The sequence below is a fragment of the Vicinamibacteria bacterium genome (assembly GCA_035570235.1).
Classification (GTDB): domain Bacteria; phylum Acidobacteriota; class Vicinamibacteria; order Fen-336; family Fen-336; genus DATMML01.
The window spans coordinates 1-26,457 of record DATMML010000025.1 but is presented as its reverse complement, the minus strand read 5'-3'; the positions used below and the strand labels follow the sequence as shown (position 1 = coordinate 26,457).

The following is a 26,457-nucleotide window of genomic DNA, read 5'->3' as shown; positions in this document are numbered from 1 at the left end:
GTGAGCACGGATCGGCCAGCGACGGGCCTGCGAGACCTCAGCCTGAACTGGAAGGTCGCCTTGACGCTCACGGCCGCCGTCAGCGGCATCATGATTGTCTTTCTGTTGGTATTCGTGCCCTTCCAGCGCCAGCAACGCGCCCGCCTAATGAGTCGTGACCAAAAGCTTCTGTCCGTCCTGCGGGAGAAGTACACGCGGGATTTGATCTACGACGTTCTCAGTGAGAACCAGCACTCCCTGGCCGCGGACATGGCGGATTTCGCGCGCCAGCCCGAGATCCTCTGGGTACAGATCCAGAGCGGAGCCATCGGCCTGGCCGCCACGGGCGATTGGCGTGTTCAACAGGACCTGCTGGGTCAGGACCCAAACGGCAAGGGGCAGGTTCCGAACGACACCATCTTGTTGGTAGGGAAGAACGGACGCGGGACGGTGGTGGGGGCCGGCGGTCGCCCGCTTATGGCCGATCTGGCCGTTGTGAGCTCCAAGCTCCCGCCCCTCGACACCCCATTGCGACCGAGGGAGGCTTTTCAGGAGATGCCCTGGAAAGGGGAGATCGTGCTGAGGCACCAAGCTGAGCTCCAGGCGGGGGGTGATTCCTTCGGACGTCTCGACGTCCTGTTTTCACTCGCCGCCGACCGGCAAAGCGAATCTCGCACCAGCACTCTCTTCTGGGGCCTGGTCGGGACCACGCTTCTCGTTCTGCTCCTTCTACTCAATTTCCTGCTCTCCCGGATAGTGATCGCCCCCCTTCACCGAGTACAGCTCGCTATGAGCCAGGCCAGCAAGGGTCAGCTTGAAATGCGGCTTGTCGCCGGTTCCCGCGACGAGATCGGAAGCATGGCGGAAGCCTTCAACACGATGGTGACCGACCTCTCGATCTCGAAGCAGAACATCGAGGGCTACAGCCGAAACCTCGAGGGAATGGTCCAGGAGCGCACGCAAGCCCTCCTAGCTTCGGAGCAGAAGCTCCGGGATTTGAAGAATCACCTGGAGACGGTTATCTCGCATGTGGCAACGGGCGTGGTGTCACTCGACGGCGGGGGCAGAATCACCACATTCAATGACCGGGCTTGCGAAATCTTGTCCATTCCCCGAGCCGCCGCCGAGGGCCACGCCCTGGCGGAGGTCCTCTCCCCTCGCGACGAAGGGCTCTTGGCCCTCGTGGACGCGGTCCGCCGGGGCGAGGCCGCGGTCAAGAAAGGCCAAGTGCACCTGCGGTTGGCGCCGGGCCGGCGGACGCTGTCCGTCGTGGCCTCAGCGTTGCCGGAGGTTGGCGGGACCAGTGCGGGGACGGTCGTGGTCTTCGATGATCTCACACAACTCCTTGCCAGTCAGAGACTTGAAGCCTGGAAAGAGGCCGTAGAGCGGGTGATCCACGAGATAAAAAATCCGCTGACCCCCGTCGGCCTCGCGGCCCAGACCCTGCGCTCCGCTTATGCCGCCGACCGGAAAAAGTTCGACGAGCTTTTCCCCTCCGCCATCGAGATGATCTTGACCGCGGTTCAGGACCTCAAGGGCCTGATCTCGGAGTTCAGCCGATTCAGCAGGCTTCCCAGGAGGGAGCAGCGAAGGGAGGACCTCAACCTGCTCGTCGAGGACGTGCTCCGGCCCTTCGAGCAAGCGACGATCGCGGGCGTCGTCATCCACCGGCACTTGGCGCCGCGCCTTCCCGCGGTGGAGGCGGATCGCGAGCAACTCAAGAGGGTCCTGCTCAACGTAGTCAACAACGCCATCGAGGCTATGGAGGGTCGGGGCGGAGCCCTGACCCTCGCCACCGCACATCCCGATGGCTCCGCCTTCATCACGCTCTCGGTGGCAGACGAGGGGCTGGGGATGGAGGACGTCGAGCGGATCTTCGAGCCGTACTACACGACCAAAGCCAAGGGGACGGGTCTGGGTCTTGCCATTGCCCGTCAGATTGTCGAAGACCACGGCGGAGAGATCCGGGTCCGGAGCCAGCTCAACGCGGGCACAACCGTCGAGATCTTGCTGCCCGTCGCGCCTGACGCTGGGAGCGGGCCTGGCCGCTGAGACGGAAAAGGCCCCTCCGCAATACGAAGGCGCCCCCGTCGGGTCGTGCCCTTCCCCTTGCCGCCGGCCGTTCGCATTCCTTGCCGTAGCCGGTAGCCTTCTGGGCGTTTTCATGAAGGTGACCGCCTTGCAGCTCTCCGCGGCCGTTGAGTAGGATTCGTGCGTGTCCCGAGTTCGGGGAGCCCCCGCCTCCCGCCGTTTCGTTCCCGCCCTCGCCCTCCTGACGAGTGCTGTCGCGGGCTGCACCTCGTCTGCCGTCGGCCCTTACCCGAACGCTCCCGTTGTCCTCGTTTCCATCGACACCCTCCGGGCCGACCACCTTTCGCTCTACGGCTACCGACAGGGGAGCACGCCCCGCCTGGAGGGTCTGGGGCGGGAGTCAGTGGTATTTGACGCCGCCTACAGCCACTGTCCCCTCACCCTTCCCTCTCACGCCTCCCTATTTACCGGCCTGCTCCCCCCTCACCACGGCGTCCGCGACAACCTTGGCTTCACGTTACGCCCAACGCACCGGACCCTGGCCGCCCGTTTCAAGGCCGCGGGGTGGAGCACGGGGGCGGCGGTCTCGGCCTTTGTTCTCCGCTCGCCGACGGGCATCGCCCAAGGCTTTGACTTTTACGAGGACGCCTTGGAGGTCGAGGGGGCTCCCGAATCCTTGGCCGACCTGCGGCGTGACGGGGCGATCGCGGTGGAGGCGTTGGCGCGCTGGATCGAGAGCCAGGGCAGCCGCCGTTTCTTTGCCTTCCTCCACTTGTACGAGCCCCACGCACCCTGCGCTCCACCCGACCGCTACCGCGGCCTGGCCCAACCCTACGACGGAGCCGTGGCCTACGCCGACGAGCTGGTCGGTCGGTTCCTGGATCGCCTGCAAGGGCAGGGACGGCTGCAGCAGGCCGTTCTAGCCGTGGTCTCCGATCACGGCGAAGGACTCAAGGACCACGGTGAGGACGAGCATGGCTTGCTTCTCTATCGTGAAGCCCTCCACGTCCCCATGATTCTGCGGCTGCCGGGGGCCACCCAGGGCGGGACGCGGATCGCGGGCACCGTGGGGGGGGTGGACCTGGCGGCTACCCTCCTCGACCTCGCCGGCCTGCCCACCGACGGCCTGGACGGGGTGTCCCTGCGTCCGGCCCTCCGGCGGGGGGCGGCGGAGGGGCGACCGGTTTACTCGGAGACGCTTTACCCCCGCTACCACCTTGGGTGGAGCGACCTCTACGCGGTGACCGAGGGCCGGCATCGGTACATCCGGGCCCCCCACCCCGAGCTGTTCGATCTCGAGACCGACCCCGGCGAGAAGCACAACCTCGTCGATTCGCAGGCGTCGAGGGGAAGCACCCTGGCCCAATGGCTGGAGCACCGGATCGGTGACGTCACGGCTCCGGAGGAGGCCACGGCCGAGGTCCGGGAGAAGCTGCAGGCCCTGGGCTACCTGGGCGGAAGCGCGGTCGCCACACCCGCGGCTAGACTACCCGACCCCAAGGACCGGATCGCGGCTCACGAAGACCTCAAGCGCGCCCTTTCTTTGCGGCAGGCCGGCAAGGACCAGGAGGCGATCGCGCTATTCCGTCGCGTCCTGGAGGGGAACCCACGGATGCTCGACGCCTGGGAGATGCTGGGATTCACCCTGGTACGGGCGGGCCGCACGCAGGAAGGGCTGGCCGCCTTGCGCGAAGGCCTGGCCATCGATTCCCTGAACCCGCAGATCCATCTCATGCTGGCCAAGATCTACGGCCTCGAGCGCAACCTGGCTCTGGCGTCGAAGCACGCGGAGCTGGCCGCACAACGGGACCCGGGGGAAGGCTACGAGGTGGCCGCCCAGCTCATGATGGACCGCGGCGACCCGGCCGGGGCCGGGGCCCTCGCGCGCCAGAGCCTGGCCGCGGACCCCCAACGGCTGATGAGTCACTTCATCCTGGGGGTGCTGGCCCAGAAGGCAGGACATTATGACGAGGCCCTGGGCTCCTTTCGAAAAGCGGAGGAGATCCAGAAGCGGCAAAAAGGGACGGTCGTGCGCAGCCTGCACGCGAATATCGGAGACTGCCTGGCTCGTCTCGGCAAGGAAGCCGAGGCGGAGCAGGAGTTTCGGACCGAGATCAAGATCCTCCCCGCCACCCGCGAAGGGCGGGTGGGCCTCGCCACACTCTACCGCTCGCAGAGACGTGACGACGAAGCCCGGGCCGTCCTGGCTAGCCTCGTCACCGCGGAGTCGCCGCCGAGCGCTGAAACCTACTGGACGGTGGTGCACGCCCTGAGCGTCCTGGGCGACGTGGAGGGAGCGCGGCTTTTTGCGGGTCGAGCCCAGGCGCGTTTTCCCTCTGATCCGCGTTTTCGCTTCTGAGGGAGCGACCCGCCCTCCCCTGCTGCCCCCGGCCGACTAGCCCTGGATGAGGGCGGCCGCCCGCCGGTCGCATTCCGCAGCCTTACCTGCGTCCCCGGCGGCGGCGAAGGCCCGAGCGAGGTCGTGCCAGACGCGGGGTCGGCGTGGGCCTGCCATGAGCGCGCGCTTCAGGACCGCCAGCCCCTCGGCTCGCCTCCCCTCCAGAATCAGGCAGTGACCGATCACGACCTGGGCCCAGGGGTGTCCCGGGGTCTGACGAAGCGTCTGGGCCGCCGCCTCCCGGGCCTTGTCGGGCTGACCGAGGAGAAGGTACGCGCTCGCCAGCTCGAGCCAGGACTCTTCGTCTCCCTCCGAGCAGGCCTGCCTCAAATAGGAGATCGCCTCCTCCCTTCGGCCGAGAGCAAGGAAGAGCCTCCCCTTGGCCCCTAGCGCGTCCAGGTGTCGGGGAGCCCGCTTGAGGACATCCTCCAGCAGCCGGCCCGCCTCGTCCGTCTTCTTCAACGCGATCAGCGTCTCCGCCAGGCTGATGCGGGTCTTGAGGTCGTCCTCGGTCGTCTGTTCAAGGGCGATCCGATGCTGCTTCTCCGACTCCTCCAGCCGTTCGCGGTCCCGCAAGAGCCGGCCGTAGTATTGGCGGATGCTCGGCCGGTCGGGGTCCAGCTCGAGGGTGCGCGCGAAAGCGTGATCAGCGCGGGCAAGCTGACCGGCGTGGTAGGCAAGGGCGGCGAGGGCGAACTGGGCGAAGGGATTGCCGGGATCCTGGCCGGCCAGAGCCGCCACCTCGTCGGCGGCCTGGGGGGCGGCAGAAGGGGGAGACGCGAGCAGGCCCTGGAGGCGCTCGTAGAGATGAACGCGGGTCCGGGGGTCGGGCAGCCCCGGCTCGTCGATGGATCCCGAACCGCCGGACCCTCCCCCCGCGTAGCCCAGACTACGCAGACGTTCCTGCTGCTCCGGGGACAGCGCCACCGCATGGGCGTTGTCCCCAGCCGGTGCCATCCGTGCCAGGGCCGCGCCCAGCGCCTGTCGCATTCTGTCCACCCGCACCCGCTCCTCGGCCGCGCGATCCTGCGTCTCGTCCGGATCGCGCCCGATGTCATAGAGCTCCGGATTGGCTCCGTTGATGAGCTTCCAGTCGCCCTCGGTCCAGCTCCGCAGGCTCGACCACCGGCAGTTCAAGCGTCCGAACAGGCTCTCGCCATAGAGGGCCTCCACGTGTAGGCGTTCCCCGGCCAGGGCGGGTCGGAGATCCCGCCCGGCAAGACCGGGAGGAGGCGGGAAGCCCAGAAGGCTCATGGCGGTGGGGACGATGTCCACGGTGGCCACCCGTTCGTGGACCACCCGGTCCCCGGGGACCCCCGGCCCCGCCATGATCAGCGGGATGCGCAGCGTGGCCTCGTAGATGAGGACGGCGTGCGTGGCTTCGCCGTGTTCCCCGAGGGACTCGCCATGGTCGGCCACGGCGATGACGAGCGTGTTCTTGTCTCGGCCCCCCGGGAGGAGGGCTTGAAGGACCCGGCCGATCTGGGCATCGGCGAAGGCGATCTCGCCATCGTAGGGCCGCTCTCGGAATCTTTCGCTGTAGGGGGAAGGAGGCTTGTAAGGGGCATGGGGGTCGTAAAGGTGCATCCACACAAAGAAGGGCCGCGCCCGGTCGCTCTTAGCCAGCCATGCTATGACCGAGTCTGCCACCTCGTTGCCGGGGCGCTCCGCCCCCTGGCCGGGGACCGGGCTCACGTGAAAGCCCTCCTCGAATTCGTCGAAGCCCTGTGCGAACCCGAGGGAGGCCGCGACGGGGTAGGCGCCCACGAATGCAGCCGTCCCGTAGCCCAGCCCCTTGAGACGGGTGGCGAGGGTAGGGTGCCGGGGCTCGAGCACGAAGTTGACGTTGTCGCGCACACCATGAGCGGGCGGGTAGAGACCGGTGAGAATCGTGGAGTGGGAAGGGCCGGTCAGAGGCACCGCGCTCTCCGCATGCTCGAAGCGCGCTCCCCGCCGGGCTAGGCCGTCCAGAACGGGGGTGGAGGCGAGACCATAGCCGTACGCTCCCACGTGATCGGCGCGGAGCGTGTCGATCGTAACCAGAAGGAGGTTGGGATGGGGAGACGCGAGCGGCCGCAGAAACCAAGCCCCGGCGGCGGCCGCTAAGACCACCGCGAGCAGGCCGAGGGAGCGGGCCGGAACCGCCCGCCTGGCCTTTGGAGTCGGAGGAGGGTTCCGCTCCCGCCGACTCCCTTGTCTCTTTCCCACAATCGGCATTGTAAGGGCGACACCGACGGCCCGCTTCAGGCAGGGCCGGGGTCGGGCGGTCAACCACTGCCCCGGTCCCCTGGTGTGGGTGCGGCTCTCGAGCCGCTGTTGGTTGGGAGGCCTCTGGCCTGGCCGTCCCGATGATCGACGACTTTTCTCGAGTTGCGGTCCGCTCTCAGGGTTATGGCCGCCGTTGCCATCGCCGAGGGCGGGGCCAAAATAAAACGGCCCCGGAGCCGAGCCCCGGGGCCGCTTACGAACGACGGGTTTTCAGAAGCCCAGACGGAAGCCGAAACGCAAGACGCGGGGGTTGAGTACCTCAAGCGGCTGTTGGAACGCCGTGGATCCCACGTTGCGGACCTCCTGGAGGATCGGGCCGGTGTTGAGGGCGTTGAACAGGTCAACGGTGATGCCCAACGTGGCGCTTCCCCCCAATTTGATGTTGTTGGCCACACGCAAGTCCAAGTCCCAAACGGTGGCGTAGCGCTGGAGATCCAAGGGGCCGACCGGGACTCGGGGCGTGCCGTCGGCACCGGCACTGGCGGGAATTTCTAGGACCTTCGGGTTCCCCTGCCGGCCCAAGAGAGACGCTCCCACCTCGAATCCCGCGGGGAGCTGGTAGAGCCCGCTCGCAGTAACCTGCCACGTCGAGTTGATGAACGAGTTGGTCTTTGCCCCGTAGGACTTGGGCGCCACGATGCCGCCTTCAATCAAAGCCCCGTTCCCTATGAGGTTCTGAGTGCCCCCGAAATTCTCCACGTCGGTGGGGGTCGGGCTCTGGAAGGCCCCGGGCCCGGTGAGGTGCTCCTTCCAATCGTTGTAGGAGACGGCGGCACGGAGCATCCACTTGTTGGAAAGACGCTTCAGGGCCGTGAGCTCGATTCCGTTGTAGGTCTGGTTGAAGTCGTTTCGGTTGGTCAGCATGCGGGCGTTGTTGCCGATGCTGCCCGGATTCGGCGAGTAGGTGAGGACGGTGTAGCCGTTCGCCGATACCGGCGCGTTCACGGTGTAGTCGGCCGGGGTGAGGAGGTTTCCGTTCGCATCGACTCGCGGGAACCAATCGGGATAGCCTTGTCCCTTGCGCCAGGTGTAGGCGACGCCCACGGAGAAGTTGGGGATCACCTCGCGCTCGAGGCCAACGACAATCTCGTCGTCATGGTTCGCGTGGTAGTTGGGATCAAGCTTGTTCAGAGCCACGAGCGACGTGGTGTTGTTCGGATTCACGTTGCCGGCGTAGAGCACTCCCTGGTTGGTGAGGATCTCGTCCTTCTGTGCAAAGCCGTCCCCGTTGCGATCCACCCACTTGTAGGCCAGGTACGTGTAGCCGTAGGGGATGGGGCTGTTGAAGGTGGCGTCGGGCGAAGCCAGGGAGCCGGCGTAGTGGGCGTAAGAGGCACGGGCCACCGTCTTGCGTGCGTCGTCGAGCGCTAGGGTGACCCCGACCCGGGGCGAGAAGTCATTCCACTTAATCCCAGGGACGTTGCCGTCGAAGGTGAGGGTCGGCAGGAGGTCGGGGAAAAGCGGGTTGCCGGGGGCCACGCTCGGTCCGTTGCTAGCCTTCTGGAGGTCCCAGCGCACGCCGCCGTTCACCGTGAGTCGGCCACTCGAATAGGTGTCTCCCAGGTACGCGCTCAGGTTGTCCCCCTTGAACGTGGCCACGAAGGGGCGGGTGACCCAGGCCACGCGGGACGTTGGATCATTGGGGTCGTCGTTGTTGTGGTAGGCCACGATCCCGTTCCCGCTGAAGGAGATGGAGGAGGAGTTCGGCCAGTGTTTGAAGCCGAAGCCGAACTTCATTTCGTGCCGTCCGTTGAGGCCGTTGAAGAAATAGCTTCCGTCCAGGTTCGCGGTGTGCCAGGGCTTCAAGAATCGCGTCTTGACCCAGGAGCCCGCGGCCGTGTCGGCGACCTTGTCCACGCTGGCGTCCTGACCCGTGCCACCGACGGGATCGAAGCCATAGCCCCAGTTGTAGAAGGCGTACTTGGCGTTTATGAAGAGGTTGGGGCCGAAGGTGTGGTTGACCTCCGCCTTCCAAAGCCCGTGGACGCCGCAGGGAACCCCGCAGTCCTGGGTCGCGAAGAATGTCCCCTGGTTCCAGAGGAAGGAGGCCGCCTCGTGGCCGGCCTGACCGGGGTCCCGGTTGAACTTGCTCTTCTCCCCGCCGTTGAAATAGAAGAGGGAGACCATGGTGTTCGAGTCCGCCTGCCAGTTGAGCTTGCCGTTGATGCTCTTGATGAGGGTTCTGTCATCGGTGTTGCCCAGCAAGCGGTACAGGCGGATGTCCTGCTTTCCGTAGGATCCCCAGAACCAAAGCTTGTCCTTGATGATCGGGCCGCCCAGATCGCCGCCGTAGTCTCCGATCTGACGGATCTGGTCCGCCCGACCGTCTCGCAGGCTAGAGCTCGGAATGCTGCTCGGCACGTTGGTGCCTTCGCCGAACTTGTGGTTCGTGCCGAACAGGTGCACGTTACCGTGGAAGGCGTTGGTCCCGCGCTTGGTGACGAAGTTGAGCCCGATTCCTCCCGACTGGACCTTCAAATCGCCGCCGCCGGTGCTGACGTTGATCTCGTCGAACGCATCGAAGTCGAAGTAGGCCGAGCTGGCCCCGAACGACGTCGGGTCGGTGATCGCGACGCCGTCCAAGTTCCACATCGTGTCGTTTCCCGAAGCGCCCTTGCCCACGAAAAGGGACTGTTGTCCGGCCTCGCTTCCGGCGATGCTCACCCGATCTACCACCACGCCGGGCACGTTCTTCAGGATGGCCCAGGGGTCGCGTCCTTGCGGAACCTCGGACAGCTCATCCTTGGTGAGCGTGGTGGAGGTTCCTACCTTCTTGGAATCCACCACCGGGGTCTCGGCCGTCACGGCCACCGTCTCCTGGAGCCCGGCGACCTTCATGTTGAAGTTCAGTTCGACGTTGACCCCCGTATTGACGATGACGTCCCGGGTCACGGTGGCAAAGCCCTGAACCGCGACGGTCAGCTTGTAGGAGCCGTGATCCAGGTTCAGGAAGCGAAAATCACCTGAGCTCCCCGTCACCGTGGAACGGGTACCCCCGAGCTCGGGGGACGCGATCGTGACCGTGGAGCCGGGCAGCGCGGCACCCGACTGGTCGACGACCGTTCCGTAGACGTTGCCACCCGTGGTCTGTGCCCAAACTGCAGGCACAAGGCCCAGGACGAGAACCAGGAACCAGCCAAAGCCTTTTCTCATTTACGACCCTCCTTATGTACAGAGAGTGCGGTCTCAACTTTCATGAAGCAGCGATTGACCCTTCAATCAGCAAGGATCGAGCCAAGGAGCAAAGACCTCAGGTGAGCTCTGCAGGTCTAAAGCCCTCAATTGGTTACAGCTACACGCTCCCAGAGACTGCGTCACCAGAAAGTCCACCACGTTGAATCGATCCGAGATTTCGTATCGCGGAGGAGGGTCGGAGCAAGTGCCGCGAGCCACACGCCACCTCCGTTGGATATGGTCCTCGGCCTCGAGCGCGCCGCGCGTTCTCGAAAAACCAGGATCGAACTGGGTGTTCCGGCCTGGCCTTGCCAGGGGCAGAGGTGCCGGTTCCTCGGCCAACCCGCTTCGCTGTATCCTTGCGCCTACGTCGCTCCGGCGGCGGCGAGAGCCGAAGCCGAGGGCCGCGCTTCACCCGCTCCTAAGGCAGGAGGATGTCATATGGATAGGGATCGGCGTCGCTGGATCAAAGGTGGTGGTCTGGCGCTCCTGGGCTCGGGCTTTCTCTCCCGCGTGGACCACGTGGCCGCGATGCAGACGGGGGGGGCGTCGTCCCTTACCCGGATGCTCGGGGATCGGGCTAAGGCCGGGAAGAGCGAAGCGCTCCTCCTGAAGCCGGCGCCCGGCGAAGAAGGCCCCCCTGCTCCCGCGAAAGCCGACCGGCTAGGCCTGGACTGGAACAAAGCCACCGTCACCCGCCTCAAGGCCAAGCTGGCCGACCGGGACATCCAGGCCTTCCTCATCCGTGACCACCTGAACATCATCTACCTCACCGGGTACTGGCACATCGAGACGGAGCGGCCCCAGGCGGCCTTCATGAATAAGGACGACGCCGCTCCCTGGTATCTCTATCCGGGCCTGGACCGGGACCTCGTCACAGGCTGGTGGTTCGGGGGGGGGTGGACGTACTTCGACTTCCTCCACGCCGAAGGCGCGTACCCCTACAAAGGGACGATCGACCAGGGAGATACCGTCGACCTCTTCGAGTTCCTGCTCCGGGGCATCAAGGAGCACGGCATCCAGGGGAGCAAGATCGGAATCGATGGCGAACTCTACCCCTCGGAGCTCGAAAAGGCCAAGAAGGTCCTGGGCGGCATCGACTTCGTCAACATCTCAGACATCCTTATGAAGATGCGCGAGGTGAAGACGGCGGAGGAACTGGCCCTCTGGCGCCGGGCCTACGTCTACTTCGACCGGGCTCACTGCTTTGCGCGCGACTACATCCTCAGCCATGGGACGGACGTCACGGATTGGGAGGTGGCCAAGGCCACGGAGCTCTGGATCAACGACCAGCTCTACTCCGACCTCGATCTGGCGGGGGGGACACCCCACCATGGCGTGGGAGCCACCATCGGGATCGAGGTGCGGGTGGGGCCGGTGACCGCCTACCCACACCCGAACCAGCCCTACTTCAACCGGATCGGCCGCAACATGGCCCTTCAGATCTCGGGGGGTGCCTCCATCGGGGGCTACGGGGGGGAGAACTACCGGGCCTTCATCCTGGCCGACCCCGCGGGCGGATTCGACGCCCACATGCGCAAGCTGTGGGAGGTGAGCCAGCGAAGCTGCGACATGCAGGTCGAGCTGTCCGTGGAAGGTTCCACCTGCTCCCACGTGGCCCACGAGATTCTGAGATTCCAGCTCGAGCAAGGAGTCCAGAAGTACATCTACCACCGCCCCGGGCACGGCGAAGGAGTGGAGGGCCACCAACCCCCGTATCTGTCCCTCGGGGACTACACCATGCTTCGTCGAAGCATGTGCTTCTCCGAGGAACCCGGGCTCTATGACACGGAGCACGGTTGCGGCTTCAACTGGAGCGACACCGTCGTGGTCGGCCTGAAGTCCGGCTACCGAATGAGCCGCGTCCCCTACACCAAGGAATGGTGCTGGCTGAAGCTCTGAACCAGCCGCCACCGGCGCCGACGTCCCCCCTGCTTTTGATCGAACGGCCCCCAAGGCTCGGAAGATCCAGATTCGCGGCGGGCGGCTCGGGAGAGTTCGCCCGCGGCGCGAATCGTAGGACGCCGGAATCACGCGCGAGCCCGGTCCAGCCCCTTCGCCGGACTTAGAGCCGGCCGGCGGCATCTCTCGACCCGAGCGTGGATGGGCCTCCCCCTACCGTCCCGCATCCTTGGCTTGGGCCTGGCGCCGGGGCTCTCCGATCGGCGGACGGTCTGCCCGGCTGTCGTTTCTGGTATGGTGTGGAGCCCTTAGTCAATAGATTCCGCCCCCCGAAGGCCGATGACCATCGGCACCCGCGGGGGAACGAGGCCCGAAACCCATGGTGGAATCGCTCGGTCAGTGGCTACCCCCGGAAGGAATCAAGATCGTGGTGGTGCTCTTCCTCTCCTTCCTCATCGGGCTAGAGCGGGAGGAGCACAAGGTAGGGCTCGAGCACTATGCGTTCGGAGGCGTCCGCACGTTTCCTCTCATTGGCCTCATGGGCTACGCGGTTGCTCTTCTCTCGGGCCCGCAGGTACTCCCCGTCACCCTAGGACTGGTCGTGGTGGCTGGGTTTCTTCTCCTGTCCTATCGGAACAAACTCGCCAGTTCCGGGCTCGCCGGCATCACCACCGAAATGTCGGCCCTTACCACTTATTTGGTGGGGGCGCTCGTGTCCTACGAACACTTCTGGATAGCGACGACGCTGAGCGTGGCCAGCGCGCTGCTGCTGGAGCTGAAGGTCGCTTTGGAGGGACTTGCCCGCCGCCTCCCTCAGGAAGAGATCCTCACCTTCACTAAGTTCCTACTCCTGACCGCGGTCGCACTCCCCGTACTGCCCAATCGCGAAATCGGTCCTTTCCAGATCAATCCCTCGAAGACCTGGCTGGTCGTCGTAGCGGTGAGCACCGTCTCCTATGGCAGCTACGTCCTTCAACGGCTCACCAAGGAGCGGGGCGGCCTGCTCTTCGCCGCGGTACTGGGTGGGGCCTATTCCTCCACGGTGACGACCGTGGTCCTGGCCAAGAGGGCGGCTCGCGAAGACCATGGCCGCTTGGTCCCGGGAGCGATACTCACCGCCTCGGGAATGATGTACTTGAGGCTAGTCGTGCTCATTGGCATCTTTAATCGACCGCTGATGCTTTTGCTGGCACCGTCTTTCCTAAGCCTCAGCGCGCTGGCCATCTGCGGGGGCTGGTTGTGGTCCCGAAGTGGCGGGGATCCAGGGGTCGCCAAGCGGGAGTTCGAGCCCAAGAACCCCTTGGCCCTGGGCACCGCCCTTCTCTTTGCCCTGCTCTTCGTGGTTATGCTGGCCGGTACCCATTTGGCCGTCTTGTACTTGGGAAGCACGGGCGTCTACACGCTGGCTGCCGTCATGGGCGTCACGGACGTAGACCCATTCATTATGGGCCTGACCCAAGCCGCGGGCACGCTCACTCCCCTCCCGCTGGCGTCAACAGGAATCCTGATAGCGGCCGCCAGCAACAACGTGGTCAAGGGGGTCTACGCCTACGCTTTCTCCAGCCGACAGGCCGGTATTCAGAGTCTGGGCTTGCTGCTCGGCCTTGCCGCGCTTGGCCTCGCACCTCTCTTCTGGTGACAGCGTCGTCGTCGCCCCGACCCTCCTGCCCTCCAAAGCGCGAGCGCTCTCCGTTGACAGCCAGACGGTTGGCGACAGAGGGTTGAAGTCGTGCGCGCGTCGGTGAGCCTCCGGAGCCTGGGTGGCTCTGGTCAGAGGGTCACGGATCACTGAGCCGTCCGCGGGTCGCACCCCTACGGTTTCCGCGGCGGAGGTTCCGGGGGCGAATCGCTTTCCCGGCTGCTCAGCGCCCTTCCAGGCTTCGCACGGAGGCGGCGTGAGGGTCGGTCGCCCGCTCTATGAAGACGCGCTCGAGAACGTCCCGCACGGCCGGGTATGACTGGAGGATGGAGCGGAGGCCGGGCCCGTCCAACTCAAGTAAGGTGCACGCGGAAGCGGCAGTGACGGTGGCGGCCCGTGACCGGCTCGAGATGGCCGCCATTTCCCCGAAGAACGCTCCCTCACCGAGCTCGTCTATGGCCACGTCCTGTCCCGAGCGGTTCCGGACGAAGACCTTCACCTGTCCCGTAGCCAGGATGTAGACGCTCCCCCCCGCTTCGCCTTCGGTAAGGACAATGTCCCCCGGCTCGAAGGTGAGCAGCCGCAGTCCCTGGATGACGGCGAGGAGCTCCTCCTCGGAAAGACCCTTGAACAGGCGACTCGCCAGCAGGCCGCGGCCGTAGGCTCGGAGAGCAGCCGTGTCCAGGAGCCGAGCCGCCACCGGCGGCGCCGGCCCGCCCGGCCGGCGCTGGACCGTAGCCCGAACGAGATCGAGCAGCCAATCCTGGAAGCGGTCGCTGACCGCGGAGTCGCCAACCCCGGGGGGGAGCTCAGGCGAGGCGGGCGGCCTGCGGCCGGAGGGGAGGGCGGGGTGCGCCCCCTCCCCTGGGGGCGCCGCCGCTCGGCGGCGCTGGATCTCCTCCACCTTCTTCAGAAGGGCCACCGCTTTCTCGATGAAGTCGTTCTGCACCAAGTCATCGGCAAGGGCGATCAGGATCTGGACCGCCTGCCGGTCCTCCCCCCCCTTGAGGAAGGCGTCCGCGAGCCGCAGCCGCAAGCGTGGCTCGAGTCGTTTGCCCCCGAAATGGACGTCCAGATCGGGACCCAGGTGAGCCTGCGCGCGATCGAGGGGCCGCGCTCCCGCCCGGACCGCGGCCGCTTCTCGGTCATCACTCCTCTCCCGCGAGAAGGCGTCGATCTTCGCCATGACCCGAGGATGATCCCGAGTCAGTCGCGCCAGGGACTCTTGGTCCAGCTCGAGGAGCTCCCCCCGCGCAGCGGCGGTGATGGTGGCCGTGCGCGGACGGCCTTGGAGCACCGATATCTCCCCGAAGACATCGCCCTCTTTGAGGGCGCCGATACGGACGTTGTGCCCGGTAGGATCCCTTGCGAAGACCTTGACCTCGCCCGTGGTCAACAGGAATAGGCTCTGGCCGGCCTCGCCCTCCGTGAGGAGGATGTCGCCCGCCTCGACGCCGCGGAGACTCAACCCCTGGAGGACAGACAGTCGCTCCTCTTCCGTAAGGTCCTCCAGGAAGGGTCCGGTCAGGAGCGAGAGAGGCGAGGCGGGGCGGCGACTCTCGTCCGCGCCCTCCCCCATCGGGGTCCCCGCTTCCGCGGGATTGAGAAGCTCCCCTATCAGATCGGTGACCCGGTCCTGGAAGACCTCCTCCGGCATGGTGAAGAAGTCGTCTTGAGCGGTTCCGCCCACCTTCTCCCCGACGCTCAGTCCGGAGGGGGTGGCCACGACGTCCACTATTGGAGATGCTTCCACGGGCGCGAGCGGGGGCGGATCCTCGACGACGGCCAGGGCAGGAAGGGGAGGGGCCTCCTCGACGTCCTCATCGATCTCCAACGGGGGAAGGCCTTCGTCCTCGGCATCGCCGGGCAAGCCAACGAGGCCGCTCTCCGGCTCCGGCACCTCGATTTCGAGAGCCGGCAGCTCCTCTTCGGCGGAAGCGCCGTCCGGGGTCGCCTCCGCGGGCGGCAACTCAAGGAAAAGCTCGGGCGCCTCCACCTCCCTCTTTCCCAGCGGCGTCACTCCCTGCGGCGGCTCGAGGTTCGTTCCGGGAGCGGGCTCCGGTCCGCTCGCCTCTTCCGCGGAGGCAGGCTCGCCGGAGGCCTCGGCGGCTGTTCGCGTCTCGATCTTGGGGGGTTCGGAGGGCCCCTGCGGAGCCGGGATCGTGCGGGTGTCTGGAACCGGGGCCGCCCCCTCCGGAAGGGGCGGCGCCTCCGGCTCCACCCCGGTGGCAGCGCCGGCCGGAACCGGAAGCAAGGTAAGGAAGCGGCGGAAGGCGCCCCGAATGCGAGTCGTGAGCGCCGACGTAGCCTTGCCTCCGCTGGCCTGGACGAGCGGCGTTTGGTCAGGAACGCCTTCTCCCCCGCCGATCGGCCCCAAGGGTGGTGCGTCCTCCGTTCCCCCCCGGGGGGCCTCCAAAGCCAAGACCGGGACCTCGCCCTCGGGAGTCGACCTCGGGGCGGGGGTCTCGGAAACCGCTTTCGGACCGGCTTCTACTCCCGAAGGGGGGTCGGGGACCTTCTCGATGGCCGGCCGGCCTTTCGCCTGGAGCCGGGCCAAAGTCGCGGACCCCACCTCCTCCATCCCAATCTCTGCATCCCGCGATGTGGTCACGGTCTGCGAGCCCGGACTCGTTCGCTCGGTGGGGGCCGTCGGTCGACGGGTGAGACCCTTCAATCGGGCCTCCACATCGGGCCGACCGGGCTCGATCTTCTCGACTCGCTTGAGGGCCGCCACGGCCTTCGCCATGAAGCCGTCGGCGGCGAACTCATCCGCGAGCCCGAGGAAGATCGGCACCGCTTCCCCACCTCTACCCGCCATCACCAAGGCGTCGGCAAGCTGCAGCCTCACCACCGGGCTCCGCCCCCGCCTCTGGAGGTGAAGCCTCAGCAGCTCGATGGCCCGCGCATACTTCTTCCGGACGATCAGGTCGTTGATCGACTCCTCGTGCGATCCCCCACGCCAGTCGATTGCCATCGCTTCTCCCCGATGAGGGAAGCCTGGTTGGGCGGGCGCGGCCCCGTCCGGCTTAGGCCTTGACGGAAGCGTAAGGCGCACATCGCGATGGGGTCAAGCGGGCGGAAGCCGGACAGGACGGCCTCGACCTCCCAAAATCCCCCCTACCTGGGTCGGTCATGCCGATGTTGTCTTCGGGGCCATAGTGACGCGCGAGCTCCTCGGTGACGCTCAGCGCGCCACCTAGCATCCAATCCGTTGGATCGCGCGTGGACGATCGCTCCGGTACACTCAGAACATTAAGGATGAGAACCGAAGAGAGCCTAGGGCCGCTGAATGGCGAGAGGGCGGTGCAGGCCCTGCGCTTCGGGCCCTTCGAACTCGACCTTCGGAGCGGCGAACTTCGGCGTTCCGGCGTACTCGTTCATCTGCAGCCACAGCCTTCAAAGGTGCTCGAGCTTCTGGCTCTGCGGGCGGGAGAACTGGTGACCCGCGAAGAGATCCAGAAAGAGCTTTGGCCGGCGGGCACGTTCGTGGACTTCGAACAGTCGCTCAATTTCTGCGTTCGCCAAATCCGCAGCGCACTCGGAGACTCCGCGCTCTCGCCCCGCTACCTGGAGACCCTTCCCCGACGCGGCTATCGTTGGATCGGCCCGTCGGAGTCGATGGCCGGGGGGCAGCGCGCCGCGCCCCTGGTTCCGATTGGGACCGTGGGGGGGGCGGGCGAGCGGACGGGCCTGTTTGCGTCCCGGGTGACCACTCCCGAAACGGCGACCTACCGCCACCGGCGTTGGCTCGTGGCCACGGCCACGGCCCTGGCCGTGACCGGTCTTGGTGTGATCGCGTACTTGACCCTTCAACGTGGGCCGAGTCCGGTCCCGCGTTTCCGGCGTCTGACCTTCAGTCGCGGGTTCGTCGAGTCCGCCCGTTTCACTTCCGATGGGAACGTCGTCTACGGCGCGTCCTGGGAGGGCCAGCCCCCGGCTCTTTTCACGGCCGAGGTCGAGAGCCGCAACTCTCGCCGCCTGGACGGTCCGGGCGGTCGACTCGTGGGTATATCGCGGAGCGGCGAGGCGGCCTTCATAAAGGAGGGCACCCTGGTCCGGGCCCCGCTCGCCGGGGGCCCGGCCAAGGAAGTCTTGGACAATGTCGTGCAGGCCGATTGGCTGCCGGACGGTTCGGACTTCGCGGTTGTTCGCTATAGCCTCGGCCCCGGCCGCATCGAATTCCCGATAGGGACCGTCCTCTGCGAGGCGCTCTCCCCCAGCCACATCCGGATAGCCCCGAACGGCGAGCGCGTGGCCTTTCTCGAGCACCCGATATTCTGGGACGACCGTGGGTACGTGACGGTGGTGGACCGGGCGGGAAAGGCGACGCGGCTTTCCGGCCCTTGGGGGAGCATCGAAGGCTTGGCCTGGTCTCCCCGCGGGAACGAGGTCTGGTTCACCGCGACGCGGGCAGGGAGCGACTCCGCCCTCTACGCCGTCGACCTGGGTGGCCACGAGCGCCCCCTCGCGCCCGCCATGGGTCGTCTCATCCTGCACGACGTATCACGGGACGGCCGCGCTTTGATCGAGCGGGCGACCGTGCGCATGGAAAGCCGCTTCCGCTCGGAAGATGACACGGACGAACGGGATCTCTCCTGGCTGGACTACACCAGCGTGAGCGATCTCTCCCCCGACGGCCGGCTGCTTCTGTTCGGGGAGAGCGGCGAGGGCGGCGGGCCGGACTACACGGTCTTTGTTCGGAGGACGGATGGCTCTCCCCCCGTCCGGATCGGTCCGGGGCGGCCGATGGGCCTGAGCGCCGACGCGAAATGGGTGCTCACCATCCCCTTGAAAGACCCGAGCCACATCGACCTCCTGCCCACGGGACCCGGGGAAGCACGCACCATCAAGGACGAGGGCATCGCGGAATACGAGATGGCCGGGTGGCACCCGGATGGGCGGTCGTTCTTCTTCACCGGCCGGGAGAAGGGAAGCGGCCAGCGACGCACCTACTTACGGGGTCTGGAGGAGGCGAAGCCCCGACCCGTGACTCCCCCGGGGGTCGCCCTCTGGAAGTACGCCCTCACGTCCGATGGGAGATCCCTCGTGGGCGGCTGCAAGGCAGGGCTGTGCCTCTACCCGCTCGAGGGAGGAGAGCCTCAGCCCCTGCCCAACACCGAGAGGGGGTCGTCGCCCGTCGGGGTGGACAGCCGTGGGCGCCTCTACGTAAGAAAGGGCTCAAAGGAGAAGGGCGTGGCGACAATTCTTCGACTCGACCTGAACACGGGGAAGAGCACGACCTGGAAGGAGCTCGGCCCCAAGGATCGGACGGGGTTTGTCGGTGTTGGCAGCATCACCGTTTCCCGTGATGGCCGTTCCTACGCATACAGCAGCGCACGGATCCTCTCCGACCTCCATGTGGCCGAGGATGTCCGGTAGGGAGTGTCCGGGCCCTTCTCGAGGGTTCCCAATTCGTTAGCGCGGGCGGGAAACCAAGAACCCGCCTGCTCATTCCTGTCGGAAAGCCCATCCCCGACAGCCGGTTAGGGGCTCAGCTTCAACTCAGCTTAAACGTAGCTCCAACGCATTGCCTGAACTCCCGCGGGGGCCAACCTTACTCATGGAGGCCGGCGCCCGGACCGCTTTTCTCCCGGCCGGTCAGGAAGGCAACGATGGGGGAGCCGAAGGCGAGGATGCGGATGTCAGCGAAGCGCCCGCCGACTCCGAACCACCGGGCACCGCGATGATCGAGACCAGGACGACGCTTCAGATCCGGGACGGCTTCCCGGCCGATGTCCGTCCCGACCCGCTTGCCGGACCAACTCCGCCGATCCTCGCCCCCGCGGACGACGCGGTGGCAAGCGTGTTCGAGGAGGTGCTTCCCAAGACCCTGGGCCGGAAGATCCACCAGGGGCTCAAGCTCATTACAAGCGAGGCCCAAGAGCTAGCCGAGGAGTTGAGGCTGGGCCTCGGACAATACGAGCGAGAACTCCTGATCTCCGCCCTCGAGGCCTCCCGGCGCCACCGTTCCCGCTCACCGAAGGCGACTCTCAACACGCTGCCGGACCGGTTGAGCCGAAGGATCAAGCGTCTTCAGTTCACTGCCGACAACGTCAACAGCCTGGTGGGAAGCTTGGTCGAGAACCTGAAGCGGCACCTCGAAGTGAACGGACGGGACCCCGTCGCGCCGCAGAACGAGCGCCCCGTGGATCTCAAGACCCGGCTGGAGGAATACGAGCGGGAGCTCGTCATCTCCGCCCTCGAGTCCTGTGGCATGAATCAGGTCTTAGCGGCTAAGGAGCTGGGCGTCCTCCCGACCACGCTGAGCGAAAAGATGAAGCGTCTGGGACTGCGCGGGCGGGGGCGGGCGTGGAGAGGCTAGAGCTCTCGGTCGGAGTGCCGGCTTCCGGTAGCGGCTAGGGGCCCCCAAGCCTCGGAGTGCCCTCGGTCTTCCTTCATCGCTTCAGGCGGGACGCGCAAAGTCATAGTCGTCTTCAACCCTGCAGATGCGCGTCTTATAGGCACGGTACCAGCGCTCGCGGCCCAGCCGCTGGGCCAGGGTATGCTCGGCCACCGCCTTCCAGGACTTGATCGACTGGAGGTCCTGCCAATAGGAGACGGTAATGCCGAGGCCTCCCTCGCGCGCGCTCTCAACCCCAAGGTAGCCCGGCTGCTGGGCCGCGAGCTGGAGCATCCGCTCCGCCGTCTCCGCGTAGCCCTCATCCACGGCCGTTCGCACTGAGGTAAAGATGACCGCGTAGTACGGTGATTTCGGTGTGTGCGCGATCCCGGCGTCGGTCATGCCCATTCCCTCCGCCCCGATTGTCCCCCACCCCAGGGCGACAATGGCGGAAAAACACTCCCCTTGCGCCCCCGGATCGGATCGAGGCGGGCTCGGGGCCTTGACGCGGGATGGGTCGTTTGGGTCTCTCGCCTTGCCCAGCGCGCCGTTCAGAGCCTCTTCAACAGTTCCTGGAAGCGCTGGCTTCCGCGGAGGCTGGCCAAGTCCGGATCGCCCTCCAGGGCCCACCTCTTCTTAAACCCCGCGTCCACGGCCTCTCGGAGACGGTGCAGGGCTGAATCCGCATCGCCTTTCAAGGCATAGGCGCACGCCATGTTGTAGAGAGCCTCGGGTCGCCATTCGGGAGAGGCCAGGGCGTGGCTCGCCGCGTCGATGGCTTCGGCCCACTTGCCCATCAGATGGAGGAGTCTACCGAGGCGGTACCAGACGAAGGCGTCCGCGGGGTCCCGCTCGAGCAGGGTGTGATAGGCCCGGGAGGCCTCCGCGTAGTCTTTCGTGTCCGCGTCGAGCTCGGCCTGCTGCAGCAGCCGCCCGTCCCCGTCCAGGCTGGGGTTCAGGTAGGAATACCGCTGGGCCAGATAGGACTCCGGCGTCCAGTGGTACTCCATGTAGCGGGCCGTCCTGTCCGCCACCCCCCGCCCGACGAGCCGGGCCACGGTGTGAAGAGCCCCATCGATTCCCGCGGACACCCCCGCCGTGGTCACAATCGAGCCATTGTCCACAAAGCGGCGGCCGTCCTGGACCATGGCTTTAGGCGCGGTGGCCCTCAGGGCGGGGATGGCCCCGTACCAGGTCGTGACCTCGAGACCGTCCAGCAGGCCCAGGCCTCCGGGCACGAAGGCCCCCGTGCACACCGTGAGCGTGACCTCGGCATTCTTGGACGCCTCCCGGAACCAGGTGAGGAATGTGGGGTCCCGCTGGAGGGAGCTCGTGTCACCGCCGGGGATGACCAGGATGTCCGGAGGGGGTGCATCGGCAAAGGTATACTCGGGCACGATCTTGAGAACCCGCTGGCTCGTTACGGGGCTCGTGGAGGCGGCCACCGTGTAGGGGGCGAAGGCGCCCTGACCACGGAAACTGCCAAGGTTGCCGGCCGCCTCGAAGACCTCGGTCGGGCCCGCAAAGTCGAGCACCTCGGCGCCGTCGTAGAGCACAATGGCCACTCGGCGGGTGTAGCCCTTGCGGGGGTGCTCCGCATCCCCGGCAAAGGCGTTGTGGCGGCTGCCCACGAGGGTGGCCACCAGCAGCAACGTGCAGACGAGTCTCCCGTCGCCCCCTGTCATCGACATGACAGACCTGCGTTATCCGTTTCCACCTCGCGTCTCCACTGAGAAAGGTTCACGCCGAAGCTTTGCTTCCAGAGCCGCCGCAGCTGGCGGGCGTCTTCGAAGCCGCAGTTCGCGGCGATGGCCTCGACGGTCAGCCCGGGAGTCTGCAGCAGCTCCCGGGCGACCTGCACCTTGACCCTGCTGGCGAAGACTTTCGGTGTGATGCCCGTCGCCCGGCGAAAGGCCCGGCTGAGGTTCCGCTCGCTCATTCCCGCGAGATCCGCGAGCACGGCCAGCGTGGGTTTTTGATCTGGGTGCGCGATCAACCAGTCTTGCACTCGGTGCACGCCAGCGTGGAGATGCGTCCGGTAGTCAAGATAGACGCTGTTCTGCTCGCGGTCCCCCTCCCGACGCAAGTACACGACCATCTCCCGCGCGACCTTGGCCACAACATGCGGCCCGCAGTCCTCCTCGATCAGGGCGAGCGCCATGTCGATACCGGAGGCAATGCCGGCGCTCGTGACCACGTTGTTGTCTCGCACATAGAGGCGGTTCTTGGCGACCCGAGCCGCCGGGTATGACTCCTGTAGTCGGTCGACCACTTTCCAGTGCGTCGTGCAAGCGCGCCCATCGAGGAGTCCGGCGAACGCAAGGGCGAAGGCTCCGCTGCAGACGGACGCGACACGAGACCCTTGGGCGTGGGCCCTACGGAGCCAAGCCGTCGGCACGCGCTCCAGGCGCTCCAGGGTGGAGGAGTCTATGCCCGGCACGAGAACAAGGTCGGAAGGGACCGGGTCCGGCAGCGGGGCCACGTCCGCGAGGACCAGTCCCTGGGCCGTTCGCACCCTCGGTTCGGTTCCGCAATAGACGAGGTCATACTGGGCCCCGAAGCCGTTCGCTTCGTAAAAGGCTTGAATGGGCCCCCCCAGATCGAGGATGTGGACACTGGGTAGGAGCAACACGAGTACGCGCACGGGGCGGACTTCAGCGATCGGGGAGAGGGCGGAAGGAGTCATATGTCAGATCCGGCCACTAGACTAGACGATTGGGACCCTTTAAAAAAGGCCTTTTTGAGACTATCTGTGGACATTTCTGGCCAAGCGCCCGCGGGGCCCTACAGGGTTCAGGGCCTCGAGGGGAGGTCATGAGCACTCGGCTGCGGGAGGCCTGGATGTCGCTGGTCAAGGCCGAGGACTACGAAGCTCACATGGCGGAGGCGGGGCAGGCCCAGGCCAACGCCATCCTGGTCGTGGAGTACCTTCGTCTCCAACCAACGGAGCGAGGCGCAAGTCTCTTGTTCGTCGGCGCCGGGACCGGGCAGATGTTTGACTTCGCTCCGCCCACCTTTCTCCTGCCCTTTGCCACCACCTTCGCTGACATCAATCGCGAGTACCTTCAGCGTCTCGCCGCACGACTTGAGCCGGTGGAGGGACTGCGCCACACGGAACTACTGGACGATATCGAGGAGAGTCGCCTGACGGGCGGATTCAAGGTCGTGCTGGGGGTGCTCGTGCTCGAGCACGTGGCCTGGCGTCGGGCCGTGTCCACCATGTGTCGGCTCGCGGAGGAGCGTGCGTTCATCGTGATTCAGGAGAATCCCCCCACCCTAGCCACCGCCATCACGCTCAATCGACCGCTCGTCGGGACCATGAACGTGTTTCGAGAATGCGGCCCTGTGCTCATCCCGCGGTCGGAGGTCGAAGCTGAATTCCAGCGGCAGGGCTTTGCCCCGAGCTACTTCGCAGAAAGACTCGTTGCGGACGATAAGAGAATGCTTGCCCTCGGCTTCGAAAGAAGGGGCCCAAGGCCGTAACCTGCTCAAAGTTCGGCCGGAACTGTCCGCACTTTGTCCCGAAGGCGCCTGTTCTTCCCGTGGTCTGGCGTCTTATGCTGGTGACGGTTCGAGCATTGAACAAATACCGGCGGACACCCACGCGTTCAGCGTCGCCCAGCCCGGGTGGTCAGCGCAGCCGCTACGGTTCCCCTGCAGGATCGAATGCCGGCGCTTGAGACACCCCCGGGTGACTTGAGCGCCGCGGCCGCTCCGCTCCCTCCGGTCTCACCCGGCGCCGTGCCGAGCAGCTCCTCCGTCCTGCCCCGGACGGTCCACGGCAAGCTCCAAAGGCTCAAGCTCGTCACCACCGAGGCCCAGGAGTTGGCGCGGGACTTGAAGGCTCACCTCGGAAACTACGAGCGTGAGCTGGTGAGGTCGGCCCTCGATGCCAGTCGTGCCTCCCGCTCCCGCCCGCCCAGTGCCAGCGTCAATGGCCTGCCCCATAGGCTGAACCGGCAAATCATCCGTTTGGAGGTCATCGCCGATGAAGTCAAGGACCTGGTCAAGGACTTGGTCGAGGACTTGAGACAGCGAGTCGAAGCCTACCAGCGAGAACTCGGTGTCTCCGGGGACGAGCACCCCGCCAAGGATCTCAAAACGAAACTGGAGGAATACGAAAGGGAGCTGGTCTTCTCTGCCCTCAAGGCTTGCGGCATGAATCAGCTCTTGGCGGCCAGGCTGTTGGGCGTCCTGCCGACCACCCTCAGCGAAAAGATGAAGCGTCTCGGACTACGCGGGGGTGTGCGCCGGCGCTCGGCCAAGGCTCAGGAGCGCGGGAGCGCGCCGTCGTGCCGGGCCGAGGATCCGGAGCCGAACCCAACCCGTTAGCGCGGCCGAGAAGAAGCGGACATCTGTCCACGCCCTCAGCGGGGTGGGATGAGATCGACCCTCCTTTGTTGACCCCCACCCTAAGGCCGCTCTCTCGGCCAGTGCCGGCAAACCCATCAGCGCGAACCGCCGCCATCCGACGCCCCCCCGTTGATAAAGAAGTGAACCTTTCGGTCCGGGCGAGCGTCTCACTTGTATCAGGAGGGCCCGGTGGCCGTCCAACTAATTGGAAGATCAGTCATGCAGAGCCATCCCGGCATTCGGATCGACAGCATCCCCGCCCAGGGGGGAGGGGGTCTCATCTTCGCCCTGGGCATGGTCGCCGTAGTGCTGATCGCGATACCGGCACTGCGCCCGGTGGCCGGGCTTTCTGCGCTCGGGGGCATCCTGCTGGCCCCCATCCTGCACCGCCTCTATCGCTAGGGTCCCCTCGCCGACTCCTAAGGCACGCTTCGAGCGGGTGGCCGCATCGTACGCAGAAACCCTGAGGGAGTCGCAAACGGGGCCGGGGGTTCGGCGGAGCGTCTCAGTTGGTGACGGCCAGCTCCTGGAGGTAGTCGACGAAGGAGCGCACCGCGCCATCCCATCCCGTGACCTTCGGGTTTGATGACTCGATCACGAAGTACTCGTCGGGGGCGTGGGCACCGCTACCGTGGCCGAGACCGAAATGGGCCGCGGGCAGCTTGAGCGGCTCCCCCGTGAAGACATACCCGGGAAAGGAACCCGCGTTGCGCGGCCATAGGATCGGGTCCAGCCCCGCCCGCCGGTAGACCGAGAGCTCCGCCCGAATTAGCATTGCGTCCGCGCGCGTGCCGGTGGGGTCGTAACCGCCGCTTGCGTTCACCTCGATGTCCCCGAAGCCACGCTTCCGGAGGTGGCCCTTGAGGGCGGACAGCGCGCCTTCGTACGTCATGTCCGGCACCAGGCGAAGATCGAGCTTGGCCACGGCGCGGTGCGGGAGGACGGTCTTGCCCCCCGGCCCCGTATACCCGCCCACCAGCCCTTCGATGTTCACGGTCGGCGCGAACAGGAACCTCTCCAGGGAAGCGCGCCAGGGCAGATCATGGGCCCACCGGTCGGCCGAGAGCAGGTGCTTGGCCGTGGACTCTTGCATGCGCGCCGCCGCCGCGTCGAGCATGTCGCGCTCGGCGGCCGAGGCGGGTCGGGCGGCGTCGGCGAAACCATCAATTGCGGGGTCGCCATCGGGAGTGACCAAGGTGGCTAGCGCCTGCACCAGGTGGAACGAGGGGCTGTCGAGGCGCGCCCGGTTGCTGGAGTGAACGTCCTTCTTGGGGCCCCGGCCCCATTTCTCGCCGCTCGCGACGAGCTCGAGTTCGACGACCCCCTTGGCACCGAGCGAGACCGTCACCGTGCCGTCGGGGTCCTGGGCGGCGGAGGGCATGAAGACACCCGCGCACCGGGCGAGGGCGGCGCTCACTTCCGGCCGCCTCACAACCTGGGAGAAATGCGGCGAGCCGATCTCCTCCTCACCCTCCGCCACGAGAACGAGGTTGACGGGCAGCTTCTTGCCCGCACCGCGGATCGCGTGCAGGGCGGCCAAGAAGGCGGCCTGCGGCCCCTTCTGGTTCACGGCGCCCCGACCCATGAGGACCTTGCCGAATCCGGGCTTGTCGACGAGGGCAGCCGCCCACGGCGGCGAAGACCACTCGGAGGGGTCGACCTGCTTGACGTCGTACATGAAGTAGAGCCCGACCGTCCGCGCCGCGCCGGCGTCCAGGGTGGCGAAGACCCCGGGCTGCCCATCCGTAGACATGCGGGTGACGGCCTGGAAGCCGGCCTCCCGCGCCAGCCGCATCATGAGCTCGCAGCCCTCCGCCATCCCCCTGCTCTCAGCGGCGATCGACGGCTGCCTCACCCATTCCTGGAGGCGCTGCACGCCCTCCTCGTGGCGCTTCTGAATCTCCGCCTCGATCCCTCCGAGACGGTCGTCAGAGAGCGCGAAACCTGGAAGGGAGAGTGCAGCCACCGATGCGGCGGTCGAACCCAGAAACTCACGTCGTGAAAGGGGAGGCATGGGGCTCAGTCTAGCGTAGATCCCGGCACGCGCAACCCTCCCGCCCGCTCCCCACATGGGCCGAGGGCGAGACTCCGCCTTCCTCCGCGGGTCCTTTCCTTGACCGCGAAACGGTTTGTCAGCGATCGGCCCCAGGGGCCGTCGGTCGGGAGGGAGGGCGCCTCCGGGCCCGCCCCCGCCGTCTCCGCCCACTCCTCTGTCGAGCATGTGCGGACCACGGCCGACAGCCGGAGCCGGGAAGTTGATATAGAGTGAGGGCGGCGGCGGACCCGGAAGGGGGTCGCGGCGAAAGGAGCGTGTATGGGACCGAAGGACGCCATCAAGAAGGCGAGAGAGAACAAGGCGAAGTTTGTGGATCT

Annotated in this window: 16 protein-coding genes; 9 read left to right on the top strand and 7 right to left on the bottom strand. The window is 66.3% G+C overall.

From position 1 onward, the window contains the following. The gene (locus tag VN461_04125) at positions 1-2,031 is read left to right on the top strand and encodes an ATP-binding protein (GenBank protein ID HXB53946.1); all 2,031 of its coding nucleotides are present in this window, start codon (positions 1-3) and stop codon (positions 2,029-2,031) included. A 163-nt stretch (positions 2,032-2,194) separates the two neighbouring features. Beyond that, a complete protein-coding gene (locus tag VN461_04120) occupies positions 2,195-4,369 on the top strand; it encodes a sulfatase-like hydrolase/transferase (protein HXB53945.1) in 2,175 nt (724 codons plus the stop codon). Positions 4,370-4,405: 36 nt separating this feature from the next. Here VN461_04120 and VN461_04115 read toward each other — a convergent pair whose 3' ends face one another. Next, positions 4,406-6,616, bottom strand: a complete 2,211-nt coding sequence (locus VN461_04115) for a sulfatase-like hydrolase/transferase (GenBank protein HXB53944.1) — start codon at positions 6,614-6,616, stop codon at positions 4,406-4,408. 270 nt (positions 6,617-6,886) lie between these two features. Then, the gene (locus tag VN461_04110; GenBank protein ID HXB53943.1) at positions 6,887-9,829 is read right to left on the bottom strand and encodes a TonB-dependent receptor; all 2,943 of its coding nucleotides are present in this window, start codon (positions 9,827-9,829) and stop codon (positions 6,887-6,889) included. Between the two features lie 462 nt (positions 9,830-10,291). Between VN461_04110 and VN461_04105 the strand changes: the two genes are divergently transcribed. After that, on the top strand, positions 10,292-11,752 hold the full coding sequence (locus VN461_04105) for a M24 family metallopeptidase (protein HXB53942.1): 1,461 nt from the start codon (positions 10,292-10,294) through the stop codon (positions 11,750-11,752). A 379-nt stretch (positions 11,753-12,131) separates the two neighbouring features. Continuing rightward, positions 12,132-13,391, top strand: a complete 1,260-nt coding sequence (locus tag VN461_04100; protein ID HXB53941.1) for an MgtC/SapB family protein — start codon at positions 12,132-12,134, stop codon at positions 13,389-13,391. 223 nt (positions 13,392-13,614) lie between these two features. Here VN461_04100 and VN461_04095 read toward each other — a convergent pair whose 3' ends face one another. Then, positions 13,615-16,365 carry a cyclic nucleotide-binding domain-containing protein gene (locus tag VN461_04095; protein HXB53940.1) on the bottom strand — a complete coding sequence of 917 codons (2,751 nt, stop codon included), beginning with the start codon at positions 16,363-16,365 and terminating at the stop codon, positions 13,615-13,617. Positions 16,366-16,649: 284 nt separating this feature from the next. Here VN461_04095 and VN461_04090 point away from each other — a divergent pair, with 284 nt between their 5' ends. Further along, a complete protein-coding gene (locus VN461_04090) occupies positions 16,650-18,770 on the top strand; it encodes a winged helix-turn-helix domain-containing protein (GenBank protein ID HXB53939.1) in 2,121 nt (706 codons plus the stop codon). A gap of 181 nt (positions 18,771-18,951) precedes the next feature. Next, on the top strand, positions 18,952-19,713 hold the full coding sequence (locus tag VN461_04085; protein HXB53938.1) for a helix-turn-helix domain-containing protein: 762 nt from the start codon (positions 18,952-18,954) through the stop codon (positions 19,711-19,713). Positions 19,714-19,794: 81 nt separating this feature from the next. On the opposite strand, the gene VN461_04080 is transcribed toward VN461_04085, so the two are convergent. The 3 genes from VN461_04080 to VN461_04070 form a co-directional block, all read right to left on the bottom strand. Further along, a complete protein-coding gene (locus VN461_04080) occupies positions 19,795-20,133 on the bottom strand; it encodes an antibiotic biosynthesis monooxygenase (GenBank protein HXB53937.1) in 339 nt (112 codons plus the stop codon). A gap of 149 nt (positions 20,134-20,282) precedes the next feature. After that, the gene (locus VN461_04075; GenBank protein ID HXB53936.1) at positions 20,283-21,422 is read right to left on the bottom strand and encodes a DJ-1/PfpI family protein; all 1,140 of its coding nucleotides are present in this window, start codon (positions 21,420-21,422) and stop codon (positions 20,283-20,285) included. Beyond that, positions 21,413-22,417, bottom strand: coding sequence for a GlxA family transcriptional regulator (locus VN461_04070; protein ID HXB53935.1), 1,005 nt, complete (start codon positions 22,415-22,417; stop codon positions 21,413-21,415). Before VN461_04070 ends, VN461_04075 begins: the two co-directional genes overlap by 10 nt. Before the next feature lie 128 nt (positions 22,418-22,545). Here VN461_04070 and VN461_04065 point away from each other — a divergent pair, with 128 nt between their 5' ends. From VN461_04065 to VN461_04055, 3 genes are all read left to right on the top strand, one after another. Further along, on the top strand, positions 22,546-23,214 hold the full coding sequence (locus VN461_04065) for a hypothetical protein (GenBank protein HXB53934.1): 669 nt from the start codon (positions 22,546-22,548) through the stop codon (positions 23,212-23,214). A gap of 183 nt (positions 23,215-23,397) precedes the next feature. Then, complete coding sequence (locus VN461_04060; protein ID HXB53933.1) at positions 23,398-24,063, top strand: helix-turn-helix domain-containing protein; 666 nt, start codon at positions 23,398-23,400, stop codon at positions 24,061-24,063. Positions 24,064-24,303: 240 nt separating this feature from the next. Continuing rightward, on the top strand, positions 24,304-24,486 hold the full coding sequence (locus VN461_04055) for a hypothetical protein (GenBank protein ID HXB53932.1): 183 nt from the start codon (positions 24,304-24,306) through the stop codon (positions 24,484-24,486). A gap of 103 nt (positions 24,487-24,589) precedes the next feature. Here the strand turns inward: VN461_04055 and VN461_04050 are convergent, their stop codons facing one another. Continuing rightward, entirely contained in the window at positions 24,590-26,098 is a 1,509-nt protein-coding gene (locus tag VN461_04050) for a M20/M25/M40 family metallo-hydrolase (GenBank protein ID HXB53931.1), read from the bottom strand. Between the last annotated feature and the right edge of the window lie 359 nt (positions 26,099-26,457).

What these genes read in the sequence shown, in the direction of transcription:
- VN461_04110 (HXB53943.1), bottom strand. Translation starts at nt 9,829, where the DNA reads ATGAGAAAAGGCTTTGGCTGGTTCCTGGTTCTCGTCCTGGGCCTTGTG.
- VN461_04105 (HXB53942.1), top strand. Translation starts at nt 10,292, where the DNA reads ATGGATAGGGATCGGCGTCGCTGGATCAAAGGTGGTGGTCTGGCGCTC.
- VN461_04100 (HXB53941.1), top strand. Translation starts at nt 12,132, where the DNA reads ATGGTGGAATCGCTCGGTCAGTGGCTACCCCCGGAAGGAATCAAGATC.
- VN461_04095 (HXB53940.1), bottom strand. Translation starts at nt 16,365, where the DNA reads ATGGCAATCGACTGGCGTGGGGGATCGCACGAGGAGTCGATCAACGAC.
- VN461_04090 (HXB53939.1), top strand. Translation starts at nt 16,650, where the DNA reads ATGAGAACCGAAGAGAGCCTAGGGCCGCTGAATGGCGAGAGGGCGGTG.
- VN461_04085 (HXB53938.1), top strand. Translation starts at nt 18,952, where the DNA reads ATGGAGGCCGGCGCCCGGACCGCTTTTCTCCCGGCCGGTCAGGAAGGC.
- VN461_04080 (HXB53937.1), bottom strand. Translation starts at nt 20,133, where the DNA reads ATGACCGACGCCGGGATCGCGCACACACCGAAATCACCGTACTACGCG.
- VN461_04075 (HXB53936.1), bottom strand. Translation starts at nt 21,422, where the DNA reads ATGTCGATGACAGGGGGCGACGGGAGACTCGTCTGCACGTTGCTGCTG.
- VN461_04070 (HXB53935.1), bottom strand. Translation starts at nt 22,417, where the DNA reads ATGACTCCTTCCGCCCTCTCCCCGATCGCTGAAGTCCGCCCCGTGCGC.
- VN461_04065 (HXB53934.1), top strand. Translation starts at nt 22,546, where the DNA reads ATGAGCACTCGGCTGCGGGAGGCCTGGATGTCGCTGGTCAAGGCCGAG.
- VN461_04060 (HXB53933.1), top strand. Translation starts at nt 23,398, where the DNA reads ATGCCGGCGCTTGAGACACCCCCGGGTGACTTGAGCGCCGCGGCCGCT.
- VN461_04055 (HXB53932.1), top strand. Translation starts at nt 24,304, where the DNA reads ATGCAGAGCCATCCCGGCATTCGGATCGACAGCATCCCCGCCCAGGGG.
- VN461_04050 (HXB53931.1), bottom strand. Translation starts at nt 26,098, where the DNA reads ATGCCTCCCCTTTCACGACGTGAGTTTCTGGGTTCGACCGCCGCATCG.